A 13,708-nucleotide genomic window follows, 5' to 3' on the forward strand; every position below is an offset into this window, starting at 1 on the left:
AACGTCGATGACCACGTTCCTGTCCCGCGCCAGATCACGGAACCCCTTGAAAGCCTTCTCCGGCATCCCGTACGCATGCCGAGCCGTGTAGGAGTTGACGTCGGTCGGGTTCAGCGGAGGGGGCGTCGGCTTCCCCTTGTCGACGGTGTCCGTGGGCGCCGGGTCCTGCAGGCGACGCGCCAGCTCGGCGGTGTCCTCGGGGCCGAGAGCCAGATCGGACAGCGGCAGCGGCGCACCCGACAGCGACCAGACGACCTCCGCCGACGGCGCGTAGGCGAGTCCGCGCACGTCCTCCCGCGAAACCAGCGTGGTCGGGGGGAGTTCGGGCGGCGGTGCCGGCAGCAGTTCGCCGAGCGTGGTGCCCGGGCCGGCATCCGCCCGCAAGCCGGCTGCCGCGCGCAGGAACGCGGTGTACTGCGCGGGAGTGAGGTCGGCGGCGGGACCAGCCGTCGTGCTGCCGGTGACGGTGTGCCAGTCGGTCACCATCCGGCGCAGCAGATCGGGGGTCATGCGGCCGTCTCCGTAGCGGGCCGCGCTGTCCGCGTCCAGCCATCGCAGACCGTCCACATAAGCGAGTCCGGCGAGCAACTCCGCGTTCTCCGGTCGCTGTTCGGCGTCCGGTCCGAGGGCGTCGCGCAGCGTACGGACCTGCTGGAGGGTGCGGGCGCGCGCGAACACGTCCGCCGGGCCCGGGCCCGAGTGCAGACCGGCATCGCGGGCGGACCGGTCCAGGTCGGTGCCGCTGGGCTCCGGCGTGAACAGCCGCCACCGCCCCGGCCCGTCCGTGCCCTCGGTGAGCACCGCGCGGACCTCGCCGTCCTGGTCGCGGGCCGTACCCACCTCGGTTGTCGGCGCGTACACCGACCGCCCGGTTTCGTTCGCGACGTGCTGCGCCACCGGCAGGCCCGCGATCGCCGGCTGCTGTCCGGTCTTGCAGGAGTACAGCACCAGCGGCCGGCCCTCATCGCCGTCCACCGCCCAGGACTTGAGCAGCTTGCCGAGCTGGACACCGCTGACCTCCACGCTGGGCCGCGCCGCGTCCTCGGTGCCGAGCGTGACGGTACGGGGAGTGCCGTGGTTCACGAGGTAGTCGGCGCCCCGTCCGGTGCCGGCACCGGGGAGCGGGGCCGGCGGCCCGGTGAAGACCGTTCGGGTGGTACTCGGCGCCCCTTCGGTCCCCGCGACGGGGTTCGTCGACGGCGGCAGGGCGGACGAGCCGGCGGTGGACACGGTGCGTACGCCGCGGAAGGTGTCCTGGCCGATCAGCGCCCGACGCCCCGCGTCACGTGCCGTACCGTCCTCAGCCGGGCTCTGCGAGATGGTCAGCGTGTGGACGGCACGGCCCGGCGGGGGCTGCACCGTCGCATCCGGCACCAGGCGCCGCACCTGACTGAGCGGCACCGTGAGGCCGTCCAGGGTGACGACGGAAGGCTCGGCCGCCGGCCGCCGGGGACCGTTGCCCTCGCCGTCGACGGCACCGCCGTCGGAGGGGCGTACGACGACCCGGGCTGACGGCGAGGGAAGTGGCACGGACGGCGTCGCGGAGGTGCCGCTCGACGAGGAGAGAACGGGCGGTGGCGGGGTGATGCCCACGGTGCCGGTGCCGTGTCCTGCGCCGGGGCTGGAGGCCTCTCCGCCGGTCACGGCATTGCCCCGGTCGCCCTTGTCCGACTCAAGGTGCACTTCGGAGGCCGTCTCGGTCCAGGGACGCGACAGGGTCGCGAGCTTGTCCGGGGCGGATACGGCGGTGTCGGTGGAGTCCGGACCGACTCCGTTGCTGTGTGCGGGAGTCGACTTCTCCGGGGGCGCCACCGACGGGGGTATGTCCGTGGAGGTGACGAACGGGTCGCTGTCGGCCGTCGCGGTGCTCTCGGTGGCGGGCCGGTCCGTCGGGCCGAGGGCATCCGCGAGCGGCAGCAGCACGTCCGCACCGGGGAACGCGGTGTCCGTGGTGGTGCCGGTGGTGCCGTCAGCCGTCGCGGCGGGCGCCGGACCGGTGAGCGGGCGGACCTGGACCGGGGCGCCCGGCCCCTCGCGAGTCAGCTCGACCGCGGCACGTACCGGGCGCCCTGCCCCGTCCGGCGTGACCGCCGGTCCGAGCACCACGGCCCGGTCGGTCCCGGCCCCGTCCAGCAGCTCGGCCGCCTCCGGCGACCCCTCCCCCGGCGGCGGCACCGCCGAGACCACGATGGTCAGTGGCGCCGCCGAGGTGGGCTCGAGGTTCCCGGCGCGGGTGGAGCCGGACTTCACGTCGGCTGTGCCGCTGCCCTCGCGTACGTCCGCTGTGCCGCTGCCCTCGCGCACGTCCGCTGTGCCGCTGCCCTCGCGCACGTCCGCTGTGCCGCTGCCCTCCCGTACGTCCGCTGTGCCGCTGCCCTCCCGTACGTCCGCTGTGCCGCTGCCCTCCCGTACGTCTGCTGTGCCGCTGCCCTCGCGCACGTCCGCTGTGCCGCTGCCCTCCCGTACGTCCGCTGTGCCGCTGCCCTCGCGCACGTCCGCTGTGCCGCTGCCCTCGCGCACGCCCGCCGCGTCATCGCCATCGCGTACGTCGCCGGTGCTGTCGAACGATCCGGTGGTGCTCAGCTTCGGTGGAGCGGTCGTGGTGTCGACCGCCGGATCGGTGGCGGGGGCGGGGTCGCCGGTCCCGGTGACGACGGCGGTCGTGTCGACGGCCGGCGCCGTGGCCGGGTTGACGGCCGGGGCAGGGTCACCGTCTCCGGAGTGCGGCGTGACGCCGGCACCGGTCGACCCGGCGGCCTGCGCAGTGTTCTGCGGGGAGTCGTCCGCCGCCGTCGGCGAGCCGTCCACCGGTGCCACGCCGTCCGGGGTGCGGGTGCCCTGGGGCGATGTGGCGGAGGGAGCCGTGCCGCCTCCGGCGGTGGGGACGCCACCCGGCCGGGCTCCGGCGCCCGGGCCGGATGCGGCGGAGTTCGTGGGGCTGCCGCCGGTGGCGACGGGAGCGCTGTTCCCCTGGGCGGGCAGCGTAGCCGTACCGTCGTTCTGCCCGGCCGCTTCGTCCGAGGATCCCTGGGTGCCGCCGTCCCGGGAGCCGTTGTCCTGTCCGGCCGCGTCGTCCAGGGACTCCGGGGTCCTGGCGTCCCGGGAACCGTCGTTCCGCTGGGACTCCTGGACGTCGTTTCGCGGTGGCCCCTGGGCCTCGCTCCCCGGAGTCTCCTGGACGTCGTTCTGCGGAGGCGTCACGGCAGAGTTCGCCGGTACATCCACGGCGACGTTCTCCGGAGCCCCGGACGCGGCACCCTGCTCTTCGGCCACGTCGTCGAACCGTGCGTCCGGGCCGGGGTCCACCACCGGATCGGCCTGGCCCCCGGCGGGACGCGCGGCGGTGTCTCCCGGAGCCGTGACGGGGCTGCTGCCGGAGGTGCCCGGCGCGCCCACCGCGGTCGGGCCGTTCCCGGGCGTGGCGGTGTCCGCCGTGACGGGAGCTGCGCCCACGGTGATCGGCGGCTCCACCGAGACCTGCGTACCGAAGCCGTCGAGCGCGCGGCGGACCTCGTCCGTGTCGACCTGGGTGGCGGGGCTGTTCCCGGCGGGCACCACCCGGACCTCGGGCAGCTGCGACAGGTTGCCGTGCAGTCCGTCACGGACACCGATCTCGGCGCTGCTGGGCGGCTGGGCCCCGCGCAGCGCGGCGAGGTCACGCAGCGCCTGCTCTCGGACCTCTGCCGAACCGTGGTGGACCTGCTGCCACAGCTCGTTCTGGGCGGCGGTCACGGGCAGCGCGCCCGGCGAGTACGGCGGCGGGTCCAGGGTCGTGTACGGCGGCGGGCTCTCGGAGAAGTGGGGCGAAGTCCCGGATGTGTAGGGCGGGGGCGACTCGCTGCCGGCGACGTCCCCCTGTCCGGTGGTCTGCGGGGTGACCGGCGGGGACGGGGCGAGGGTGGGGCCGTCGCCGCCCGTGGTGTCCGTACGCGAGGGACCCTCGGCGCGGTCGGAACCGCCACCGGAGCGCGAAGGACTGTCGGCGTCGCTGTCGCCGCTGGAGACGGTGGGCGGCTGGTGGCGCAACTTGTCGATGGCGTGGCGCAGTTCGGCGGCACTGTTCACGGCGGTGTCGCTGAGCGTGGCCTCGACCTGGCTGCTGATGCCCGCGCCGACGAAGGTCGACCAGCTGGTGGACCAGTCGCCCTCGAAGGCGCCCTTGATCAGGATCTCCGCGAGCGCCTCACCGGAGCCGGCGGCGAGGAAGTCGGCCGTCCCCTTGAGTCCGTAGTGCCCGGCCAGCGCACCAGGCCGGTCGGCGTTGTTCCGCAGGAGCTGGTTGTTCCGCCACAGCTCGGTGTTGTTCCGGAAGGAGAGCGGGTTGTTCCGGAAGGTGACCGGCACGTTGCCGGAGAGGTCGGGGCCGTTCCCGTTCGGGGTGGGGCCGGGGCGGTCGAGGGGGTCGCGGTCGGGGTTCGGGGTGGGGTCGGGGTTCGGCTTGGGGTTCGGACCGTTGTTCGGGAGGTCGAGGTCCGGGCTGTTCTTCAGGTTGGGGTTGTTCTTGAAGTCGAGGTCCGGGTTGTTCTTGAGGAAGTTGTTGTCGTAGCTCCTGACGATGCTCCTCGCGAAATCGTCGAAGACGCTGGTGAAGAGGCCCGCCGCGGCGCCGAACGCGGCGGCCTTGCCGATGTCGCTCCAGTCGATGCCGTCGGGGCGGCGGCCGTCCGGGGCGAAGTTCATCATCGCCAGCCGCACCGCGAAGGTCGTGAACGCCTCGGCGAACGCCTCGGTCAGCGAGGGCGCGAGGTGCAGCCGCTGGAGCAGGTGGCTCAGCGTGGTGAGGATGAAGAACCGGCTGCGCATCTTGGCCAGCATGATCTGACTGGCCGAGGCGCCTCCGGTGAAGAAGGACAACGCCAGATAGATGGTGATCTCGATGAGCAGCCTGATGATCTCGGCGATGACCTGCCACTTGGACTCCATGATGTCCATGGAGGTCTTCCGCCGGCCCTCGGCGATCTTGTCGAGCTGTTCGGCGAAGTCGCGCAGGTAGTTCTTGCCGCCGTCGTCGATGAGCATGCCCATCGCCTTGCCGTACGACTTGGCGAGGTCGTCCGGCATGGACTCGCCGATGTCGTGGACCGACTTGTCGATCAGCGAGGACAGCCTGTCCAGCTTCCGGCCGAGGCCGGAATAGGGCCGACGGCTCTCGTACGCGAGATCCTCGTCGGCGTCCATGAGCCTCTCCCCGGTGAGGATGAAGATCATCGCGTTGACTTCGGGCGACACCTGGATGCTCATCGGGGACCGTCCAGGAGCCCGCGCGGGCAGGACGGAGCTGCCGCTCCCGGCGTGGTGCGGGAGCGGCCTGCGGCGCGTCGGTCAGCGGCGCCCATGCCCGCCTGGGCCGCCGTCGAGTCCGTCGGTGTTGATGCGGTTGGTGCCCTGCTCGACGTCCTCGATGTTGCGGTCCCGGGTGTCCTTCATCATCCGGACCTGACCGAGAGTGGCGTCGGTGATGCCCACCAGGGCATCGCGGATGGACAGCATGGTGTCCTTGGTGGTCTGCCGTTCCTTCTGCTCCTGCGGCCTGGCCTTCTCCGCGAACTCGCCCTCCGTGCCCGGCCACTTCACCGTGGGTGCCAGCTCGTCGAGGAACTCCTCGGTCATGCTCCTGGTCAGGGTGCCGATCTCCTCCAGCTGCTTCGCCAGAGCCTCGATGCGATGCGGGTCTACGTAGTACCGCTGTCCCATCGTCAGTCCTCTCCCTCGTCGCCGAGCGCGTCCCGCCAGGCGGGGGCGGTCTGACCGCGTGCCGTGTCCCCGTCGTCCTCGCGCAGCACCTCGGGACCGAAGATGCGCTCCCAGTCCATCTCGAAACCCTTCAGCTCCGGCACGTTGCTGCTGGGCTCGGCGAAGGGCGCCATCGCCTTCATCACGTGCCGGTTCATCTTCAGGCGCGCCGCGCTCGCCGCCTCCAGAACGCTGGCGGCCAGCTCCTGCGGGGACATGTCGCGGTACTTGTTCTCCAGGAAGTCGATCCCGGTCAGCTCACCCTGCGGGCCCGCCGTGGCACGGACCGCGCGGTCGGAGGAGAGCGCCGCGAACGACGCCGTCCGCAGCTCACGCTCTGTGCGCGCGACCGCCTCCTGGGCCGCCTGCAGTTCGGCCATGGCCTTCTCGAGTCGCTTCTCCAGCGGTTCCGTCATGCTCGCTCCCTTCCTCTCCGTCGGTCTCTGCGTGCGTCCGTACGTCCGGACGACGGGGTCCGGTCCCGGTCACCGGCGTCAACTGCTCCGATGATCTTGCCTGGTGATGGCCCCGTCGCGAAAGCCGGGGTCGGACGGGGCCCTCGTCCGCGCGCCGCCGCGCCGGACCTGAGCAGGGATCACCGGCCGATCACGGACGGGGTGCCGCCCTCCTCGGTGCCCCACACGTCCGCGTCCTCCTCCAGGAAGTCGGCGGAAGTGGTGGGCCTGCGGCCCGGCTCCGTCGCCTCCTCCTGGGAATCACCGCCGGTGGTCGTCACCCGGGAGGCCGGGGCCAGGAAGGTGTCGCTGTCCTCCTGCCGGTTCCACGGGCTGCGTCGGCGCCGGTTGCGACGCTCGCTCTCCTCGGCCGCGTCGACCAGTACGGCGCGCACCCGCTCGCCGTTGCCCTTCTCGCCGCCCCCGCCCATGCCGCCCATGCCGCCGCCCATCGGCATGCCGGGGCTGCCGGGCATGCCCGGGGCGCCGGGGGCACCCCCGGCCGCGGAGGAGGCGAGCGGGGCGCCCGCGCCGGCTGTGGCGCTGTCGGAGAGGGGGGCGACCCCGGCCGCGCCACCGTTCAGGGAGACGGAGCCCGCCCCGGAGAGGCCGCCGCCGGGGACCGCGGTGCTTCCCTGGCCACCGCCGACACCGAGCTCGGAGAACGCCACGTCCCTGCTGGTGGTACCGCCGCCACCGATGCCTCCGCCGGACCCGTTGAGACCGCCGAGGCCGTCGAGACTGCCGAGGTCGTTCAGGCCGCCCAGATCCCCGATGGTGCCCGGACTGTCCAGGCCGACAGATGTGTTGAGGTCCTTCAGGTCGACCGTCTCGGTCCTGCCCTGCGGGTCGGTGATGGTGGCGACACCCGTGTCCGGGTCGATGATCTGGGTGCTGCCGTCCGGGAAGGTGGTGTTCAGCCGGCCTTCGTCCAGGAAGGTGGTGGAGCCGTCCGGGTTGGTGACCTTCGCCCCGTGGGTGAGGTCGGTCTCCACGGTGGAGCCGTCGGGGCCGGTACTGGTGAACATCCCGCTCTCCGGGTCGAAGACGCCCTTGCTGCCATCCGCGAACGTGGTGGCGAAGTCGTCGTTCAGGAGCGCGGTGTGCCCGCCCGTCGGGGTCTCCAGGCCGTTGATGCCACCGAGGTCTCCCAGGTCGCCGAGACCGTTCGCGCCGTTCAGACCGCCCAGGTTGCCGAGGTTCTCGGTCGTGGTCGTACCGTCCGGGGCGGTGGACGTGGCCTGACCGGTCGTCGAGTCCACGACCTGGGTGGTGCCGTCGGGGAACGTCGTCGTCAGCTTGCCGTCGTCACCCAGCGACGTGACCGACCCGTCCGGGTTGGTCACCTCCATGCCGCCACCCAGGTCCTGCGTGGTGACACTGCCGTCCGGGTGGGTGGTGGTCAGCAGCCCGCTGTCCGGATCGAAGGCCGTGCTGGAGCCATCCGGGAAGTCGGTGGTCAGAGCGCCGTCACTGAGCTGCGTACTGCCACCGGTCGGAGTCTCCAGGGACCCGCCGGCGCCGTTCAGACCGCCCAGGTTGCCGAGGTTCTCGGTCGTGGTCGTACCGTCCGGGGCGGTGGACGTGGCCTGACCGGTCGTCGGGTCCACGACCTGGGTGGTGCCGTCGGGGAACGTCGTCGTCAGCTTGCCGTCGTCACCCAGCGACGTGACCGACCCGTCCGGGTTGGTCACCCGCGTGCCGTCGCCCAGGTCCTGCGTGGTGACACTGCCGTCCGGGTGGGTGGTGGTCAGCAGCCCGCTGTCCGGGTCGAAGGCCGTGCTGGAGCCATCCGGGAAGTCGGTGGTCAGAGCGCCGTCACTGAGCTGCGTACTGCCACCGGTCGGAGTCTCCAGGGAGCCGCCGGCGCCGTTGTTCAGGTCACCGAGACTGCCGAGGTTCTGGGTGATCGCCTCGTTGGCCGCGTCGGTGGCGTTCCTCGTCCCTCCCGGGCCGTTGAGGTTTCCGAGGTTGCCCAGGTTCTGGGCGACCGGCGGTGCGACCGCCGTGGGCGACTGGTTCTCACCGCCCGGGTTGTTCACGTCGCCGAGGTTGCCGAGCTCCTCGGACACCACTTGGTTCAGGTCGTCGGTGCCGCCCTGGCCGTTGAGGTTCCCGAGGTCACCATTGCTCTCGGTGACCGGGATGTTCAGCAGCTCGTCGAGGTTCTGCTCCTTGACCGCGTTGGGATCGTTGATCCCACCGAGGCTCTCCTCCACGATCCTCTGCTGTTCCTCGGCCTCCCGCTTGGCCTCTTCCTGCTGGAGCCGCTGTTCCTCACGCAGCTCGTCCTGGTACTGCTTGTCCTCCTCGCGCTGCTGGTTCTGCTCGTTCCGCAGCTCGTCCTGGAGGTTCTTGGCCTCTTCCTGCTCGAGCCGCTGTTCCTCGCGCAGCTCGTCCTGGTACTTCTTGTCCTCCTCGCGCTGCTGGTTCTGCTCGTTCCGCAGCTCGTCCTGGAGTTTCTTGGCCTCTTCCTGCTCGAGCCGCTGTTCTTCGCGCAGCTCGTCCTGGTACTTCTTGTCCTCCTCGCGCTGCTGTTTCTGCTCCTCGCGCAGCTCGTCCTGGTACTTCCTGTCCTCCTCGCGCTGCCGCTCCTGCTCCTCGCGCAACTCGTCCTGGTACTTGCGGTTCTCCTCGTTCTGCCGGTTGACCTCCTCCTTCTCCTCCTCGAGCTTCCTCTCCTGGTAGTCCTCCGAAGCCGTGCTGGTCGACTTCGGCTTGGGCACGTTGTCGGAGAAGTCCTTGCCCAGTTCGAGGAAGTGGTTGTTGAGGGCCGACTGCACCTCCTTGGCGGGACCGACCAGGTACTCGTCGACGCCCTTGTTCCAGATCTCGACCGCCTTGTCGCCGACCTTCGCCCAGTTGGCGATGTCGGTGAGGTCTCCGTAGTCGGGGTGCACCTGGGAGAAGCCGCCCTTCGGGCTGTGACTGACGGTCGTCATGTACCGGGTGGTGTAGGACTTGATGTCAGTCATGGCGACGTTGTTCGTGTCCACCCACTGGGCGAGGTCGTCCAGGACGTAGCGCAGCACCCGGTGCGGGTCGTAGTACGAGGATTTCGCCCAGCTCAGCCAGGCCTCCAACAGCTTGTTGGCGGCGTCCACCAGGTACGAGCGGCCCAGGGACAGCGCACGCGAGTACACCGTGTTGCCCGTTCCGGCCGCGTCTCCGGTGCCGGCCGAGGAGTTGAAGGTCTCGACATAGCTGTCGTAGTTCTCACGGATCTTCTTCAGCAGGCTGCGGAAGACCTCCGCCGCCTCGCCCTTCCAGCTGGCGTCGTCCCGGCCGAAGCGGTCCTCCCAGTCCTTGAGCAGCGGCGCGTGGTCCTTGAAGAACTTGGCCGCGAAGTCGAAGGACTCCCCTGTGGTGTTGAAGGAGTTCAGGTCCACCACAGCTTCGTCGGACACACCCAGGTTGCTGAAGCGCGCGTTCTCCGTGCCGCCCTTGAGAAGCGCGAGGAGCGCCGCCCGCGGCCCGTTCATGTACTGGGCGAGCGGGATGGTGCTCATCTTGTCCTTGTTGTAGTCCGTGAACTCGTTGCCTTCACGGACCTGCACGTTCTCGACATCGTTGGAGTCGGTACCGGCGAAGATGATCTCCTCCCCGGCCTTCACCCGTCCCTCGAAGACGATCCGGGCCTGCATGATGGAGCGCTTCTTGCCGCTGTCGAAGAACCAGATGTCGTAGTCCTGGCCCTTGTTCTGCAGGAAGCCGGAGTCCTTGACGAGCAGGCTGAGGCTGCGCTCCTTGATGTCCATCCGGAAGAGCTTGCCGCCGTGGTCGGAGCGCAGCTTGTCGAAGACGGTGGCACGGTCCGGCACCGGATAGCCGGTGATGTGGGTGACCAGGGTGGCCCAGGTGTCGGCCGACGCGCCGCCGACGTCGTCGTACTTGTCGATGTTGGCGACGGAGTTGGGATCGTACCGATCGGCCACCGGGCACCCTTTCAGGTCAGTTGTCGTCCGTGCCGGCGCACCGCCCTCAGCCGAGGGCGTGCAGCCGGGTGTCTCTCACGTGCGTGTGCCGGGCGGCCGAGGCACCGCCGGCGCACAGGGCACGAAATCAGGTGCCTTCTGTCTCCGACGACCCGCTGGTGAGCGTGTCGACCTCGTCGAAGGTCTGCAGCAGCGTCTGGGCGTCGATCGCGTTCAGGTTCTTGTCCTTGGTCTTGTTGGCCTCTTCGATGGTGTCGGTGAGCGCTTCCTGCAGCTCCTTGAAGAGGTCCATCTGGTCGCCCAGCAGCTTGTCGATGGCCTCGGCCGCGGTGCGGACGCCCTCGATCAGCTTCGGGCCCGAGACCAGGGGTTCGGTGGTCATCTTGCCTATGCGCAGAAGCTGCTGGCCCTGTGTGAGGTTGTCCGGTGTGGTGTGCCCGTCGACGAGGTGGCCGAGCGGCCGGATGTTGGGCAGGTCGCCGTCCTCGCGGTGCTTCTTCGCCTTGGTGTAGACCGGCTGCACCTCGTTGTCCCGGAAGTTCTCCATCTGCTTGAGGTCGAAATGCTTGACGTCGGCCTTCTCACCAGCCATGGGACGTCCTCCTGCCGTTCGGTACGGACGGGACACGGGCCGGCCGGACGAAGAGGAGTCCGGCCGGCCCCAGGGGCCTCACGGTCGGACCGTGCCGGGACATCCGCGCCCCGGCGTGGTCCGAACGGAGGGCCTCAGCGAGCCCGCACGTTGCCCCAGTTGTCGGCGCTCCTGCGCTCGTCGCGTGAGTGGTTGTCGTGGATGCTCTGGACCAGCTCGCCACTGTCGCCGAGGAGCAGGGCCATGTTCTTGGTGGCCTGGTCCCACTCCGCCTGGACGGTGCGGTACATCTGCTGGTCGTCACCCTCCCAGGACATCACGAGCGGCTTCAGCTCGTCCTCCAGGTTGTTGAGGGTCGTGATGATCTGCTGGGTCTGGCCCTTCAGCTCCTCAATCGCGTTCCGGACCGTGGAGTACTGCACATCGATGATGCCGTCGGCCATGACGTCTCCTCTCGGGGGGCCGGGCACCAAGGCCCGGGAAGCTCACCGGTTCCCGCCTCCCCCGAAGGGGGGCCGGTACCGCAGATGGGTGGGTCAGCGCAGCGCTTCGAAGACGCCCTGGCTGGTCTTGCTGTTGAGCACCTCGGTCAGGTCCTGGTTCTCCTTCGCCAGGCGGTTGGCCGAAGTCACGTTCTCCTGGAGAGCGTCGATCATCGTGCTGATCTGGACGACGACCTTCTGCGCCTCGGAGTTCCAGCTGCGGAAGAGCTTCAGCAGAGCCTGGCCCTCGTCACCCCCGACGCCCGAACGCGCCGCGACCTCGGCCACGTTGTTCTGGATCTTCTCGACCGCGGCCCGGGCCGACTCCAGGGAGGAGACACCTCCCAAGCCCTTGGCATAGTCCGCTTTCCTGCCGGAACCGTCCGCCATGTCACGCTCCCTTCGTTCAGGCGAGTCTCCTCGCACCGTTGCACGCTGAGGCTAAAGAGAATCCACTGTCCGGCGCAACGTTTGCAGAGAAGATTTGTGCATTGGTCAGGCCGTCAGAATCACTTCACGGCAATGGAGTTGTTCAAAGGTTTCCACGAAATGAACTCGCGCGTGCGCCCGGCCGGGCCACAGGGGCCGACTGGCCGCCGCACCACGCCATACGGTCGGTAAACGGGCAGGCGATTAGCGGAAACGGTCATCGGGGCGGCCCGTTCGCGGCGAAGCGGGCGCGCGGGCGGCGAGACTCTCACGGATACGGCCCGCGAAAAAATTTGAGCTAATTCTGAGCTTTCCCTTCACACTCGATGCACGTCGAATCGAGTGCAGGCCGACGAGAGTTCGACCGCCGGCCACGCCGGCTCTCCGCTTCCGCTTTCTTCGATGCCCTATGCGGTTTTTGCCGGACTTCAGGACGTGGAACCGGCGGGGTCCACCGTGCCGGCCACGCCGTCCGAGGCCGCCTGGTCCCCCTGGTCCGCCTCGTCCTTCTTGCCGCCCTGCCCCGTCCGCGTCGCGGCACCGCACTGCGGAGCCGTGACCTTGGGTTCCGCGGCGCCTGAGGCGGCGGCCGGGTCCAGGTCGGCGCCGGTGGGGAGGGCCGCCAGCAGCGGTGCGGGGACCGAGCCGATGTCCCCGTCCGCGTAACCGAGCGCCGCCAGGGAGTCCTTGGCCGAAACGCGATACTTCACGCCGTTCTCCGCCACGAGATAGGTCGTGCCGGCGTGCGCGGCGCCGCTCGCGTTCAGGGCCCGGACCAGGGCGCCTCGACCCGGCCGCACCACCGTGGCCTCCGTCCGGACACAGGCCGCCCTCAACGGCTGGGCGGTGCCCTCCGACACGGCGACGGGTGCGAGCTCGGCCAGCGGGACCAGCACCGACTTGATCCTGGCACCGCCGTTGTCACCGTCGACCTGCGCGCAGAGCGCGGTGCCGCGCGGCGCCGGCTGCGGGGCCGGCGGCGTCTCCGGCAGCTCCGCGGATCCGGCGGCGCCCGAGTCCTTCGCCCTGTGCTCGCGCAGCGCGTCCGCCCCGACTTCGCGCACCTCGGGCGACTGTCCTTCGTAGGCGTCCTTCTGGGTGGCCGGGTCGCCCAGGACCAGCGCGGCGCCGAGCCTGGTCAGCGGCACCAGGCCGTCCTTCCTCAGCAGGTGGTACGTACTGCCTCCGCCAGGGACGCTGACCTTGAACAGCTGGCCGATCCGGCTGGCTTCACCACCGAGCACGGGGCCCTTCCCGCCTCGCCCCGGAACCTCCGGCGGCTTCAGCGCGGGGCCCGGGGCCAGGGCGTCGAGGAAGGCCGCGGAGACCGGCATCGGCTGCTCGGAGCCGTAGCCGAGAGCGTTACGGGCATCGGAGGCGCGGTCCAGCGCCAGCCTGCTCCCCCTCCACACCAGGTACTCGATGCGATCGGGGCCGCGCACGAGCACCCCGCGGTCACCACCGATCCCCCGGGAGTCCAGTGGCGCTCCCGCGACCACGGTGGTGGCTCCCGGCTTCTCCACCCCGGTGCCCGCCACCGCTCCGGAAGTGCTGGGCGCCGCCCCGTCGGGCCCCGTGACGCACATGTGCCAGGCGCCGTCGTCCAGCTGGCCCGGTCCTGGCAGGGCGTCCGGGGCACCCGGGATGCCTGCCGGGGCTCCCACGGGGACGTCCCTCAGCGAAGCGGTGGCCACGTCCACGGTGGCCAGGTCGGAACCGCCGATCAGCCGCGCCGAGGCGTAGTTGTGCACCGGATGCAGCACTCCGTCGGTGCCGGTCCACAGGTAGCGGGCACCGGTGTCACGGTTGACCACCAGGTGCCTGTCGTTACGCCAGCCGTCGTTGCCGCCGGGACGCAGCAACCCGTACACGGTGGCGCCCGCGCCTACCAGGAGGGTCACCAGCACCCCGAAGACCACGCCCCGGGTGGTGCGCCCGAGCGGGCTCTCCGGGGCGTCCGGGTCGGCCGTCAGCAGGCCCGAGCTGAGCCTGCCCATCATGAAACCGTGGGCCTGTACCTGGTCGCGCTTGGACTGCACAGCCTCTCCTCAACTCTTCTTCCATGTAACGGCGTACGGATGT

General features: G+C 70.4%; 8 protein-coding genes. All 8 read right to left on the reverse strand.

The genetic code is table 11. The features are described 5' to 3' along the window. Positions 1-5,241: WXG100-like domain-containing protein (locus OO67_RS39945; RefSeq protein WP_037665632.1), on the reverse strand; the 5,241-nt coding region annotated here is incomplete at its 3' end. A gap of 81 nt (positions 5,242-5,322) precedes the next feature. Then, complete coding sequence (locus OO67_RS20790; protein WP_033302560.1) at positions 5,323-5,694, reverse strand: hypothetical protein; 372 nt, start codon at positions 5,692-5,694, stop codon at positions 5,323-5,325. A gap of 2 nt (positions 5,695-5,696) precedes the next feature. Beyond that, positions 5,697-6,149 (reverse strand): YbaB/EbfC family nucleoid-associated protein, encoded by a 453-nt coding sequence (locus OO67_RS20795; RefSeq protein WP_033302561.1) that lies wholly within the window; start codon positions 6,147-6,149, stop codon positions 5,697-5,699. 179 nt (positions 6,150-6,328) lie between these two features. Continuing rightward, positions 6,329-10,123, reverse strand: a complete 3,795-nt coding sequence (locus OO67_RS39340) for an AAWKG family protein (RefSeq protein ID WP_033302562.1) — start codon at positions 10,121-10,123, stop codon at positions 6,329-6,331. A gap of 127 nt (positions 10,124-10,250) precedes the next feature. Continuing rightward, the gene (locus OO67_RS20805; RefSeq protein ID WP_033302563.1) at positions 10,251-10,715 is read right to left on the reverse strand and encodes a type VII secretion system-associated protein; all 465 of its coding nucleotides are present in this window, start codon (positions 10,713-10,715) and stop codon (positions 10,251-10,253) included. A 134-nt stretch (positions 10,716-10,849) separates the two neighbouring features. Beyond that, on the reverse strand, positions 10,850-11,158 hold the full coding sequence (locus tag OO67_RS20810) for a WXG100 family type VII secretion target (RefSeq protein ID WP_033302564.1): 309 nt from the start codon (positions 11,156-11,158) through the stop codon (positions 10,850-10,852). A gap of 93 nt (positions 11,159-11,251) precedes the next feature. After that, positions 11,252-11,587, reverse strand: a complete 336-nt coding sequence (locus tag OO67_RS20815) for a hypothetical protein (RefSeq protein ID WP_033302565.1) — start codon at positions 11,585-11,587, stop codon at positions 11,252-11,254. Positions 11,588-12,054: 467 nt separating this feature from the next. Beyond that, positions 12,055-13,665 carry a type VII secretion protein EccB gene (gene eccB, locus OO67_RS20820; RefSeq protein WP_033302566.1) on the reverse strand — a complete coding sequence of 537 codons (1,611 nt, stop codon included), beginning with the start codon at positions 13,663-13,665 and terminating at the stop codon, positions 12,055-12,057. Between the last annotated feature and the right edge of the window lie 43 nt (positions 13,666-13,708).

It is taken from the genome of Streptomyces atroolivaceus (assembly GCF_000717025.1).
In the GTDB taxonomy this organism is placed as follows: domain Bacteria; phylum Actinomycetota; class Actinomycetes; order Streptomycetales; family Streptomycetaceae; genus Streptomyces; species Streptomyces atroolivaceus.

What these genes read in the sequence shown, in the direction of transcription:
- OO67_RS20790 (WP_033302560.1), bottom strand. Translation starts at nt 5,694, where the DNA reads ATGGGACAGCGGTACTACGTAGACCCGCATCGCATCGAGGCTCTGGCG.
- OO67_RS20795 (WP_033302561.1), bottom strand. Translation starts at nt 6,149, where the DNA reads ATGACGGAACCGCTGGAGAAGCGACTCGAGAAGGCCATGGCCGAACTG.
- OO67_RS20805 (WP_033302563.1), bottom strand. Translation starts at nt 10,715, where the DNA reads ATGGCTGGTGAGAAGGCCGACGTCAAGCATTTCGACCTCAAGCAGATG.
- OO67_RS20810 (WP_033302564.1), bottom strand. Translation starts at nt 11,158, where the DNA reads ATGGCCGACGGCATCATCGATGTGCAGTACTCCACGGTCCGGAACGCG.
- OO67_RS20815 (WP_033302565.1), bottom strand. Translation starts at nt 11,587, where the DNA reads ATGGCGGACGGTTCCGGCAGGAAAGCGGACTATGCCAAGGGCTTGGGA.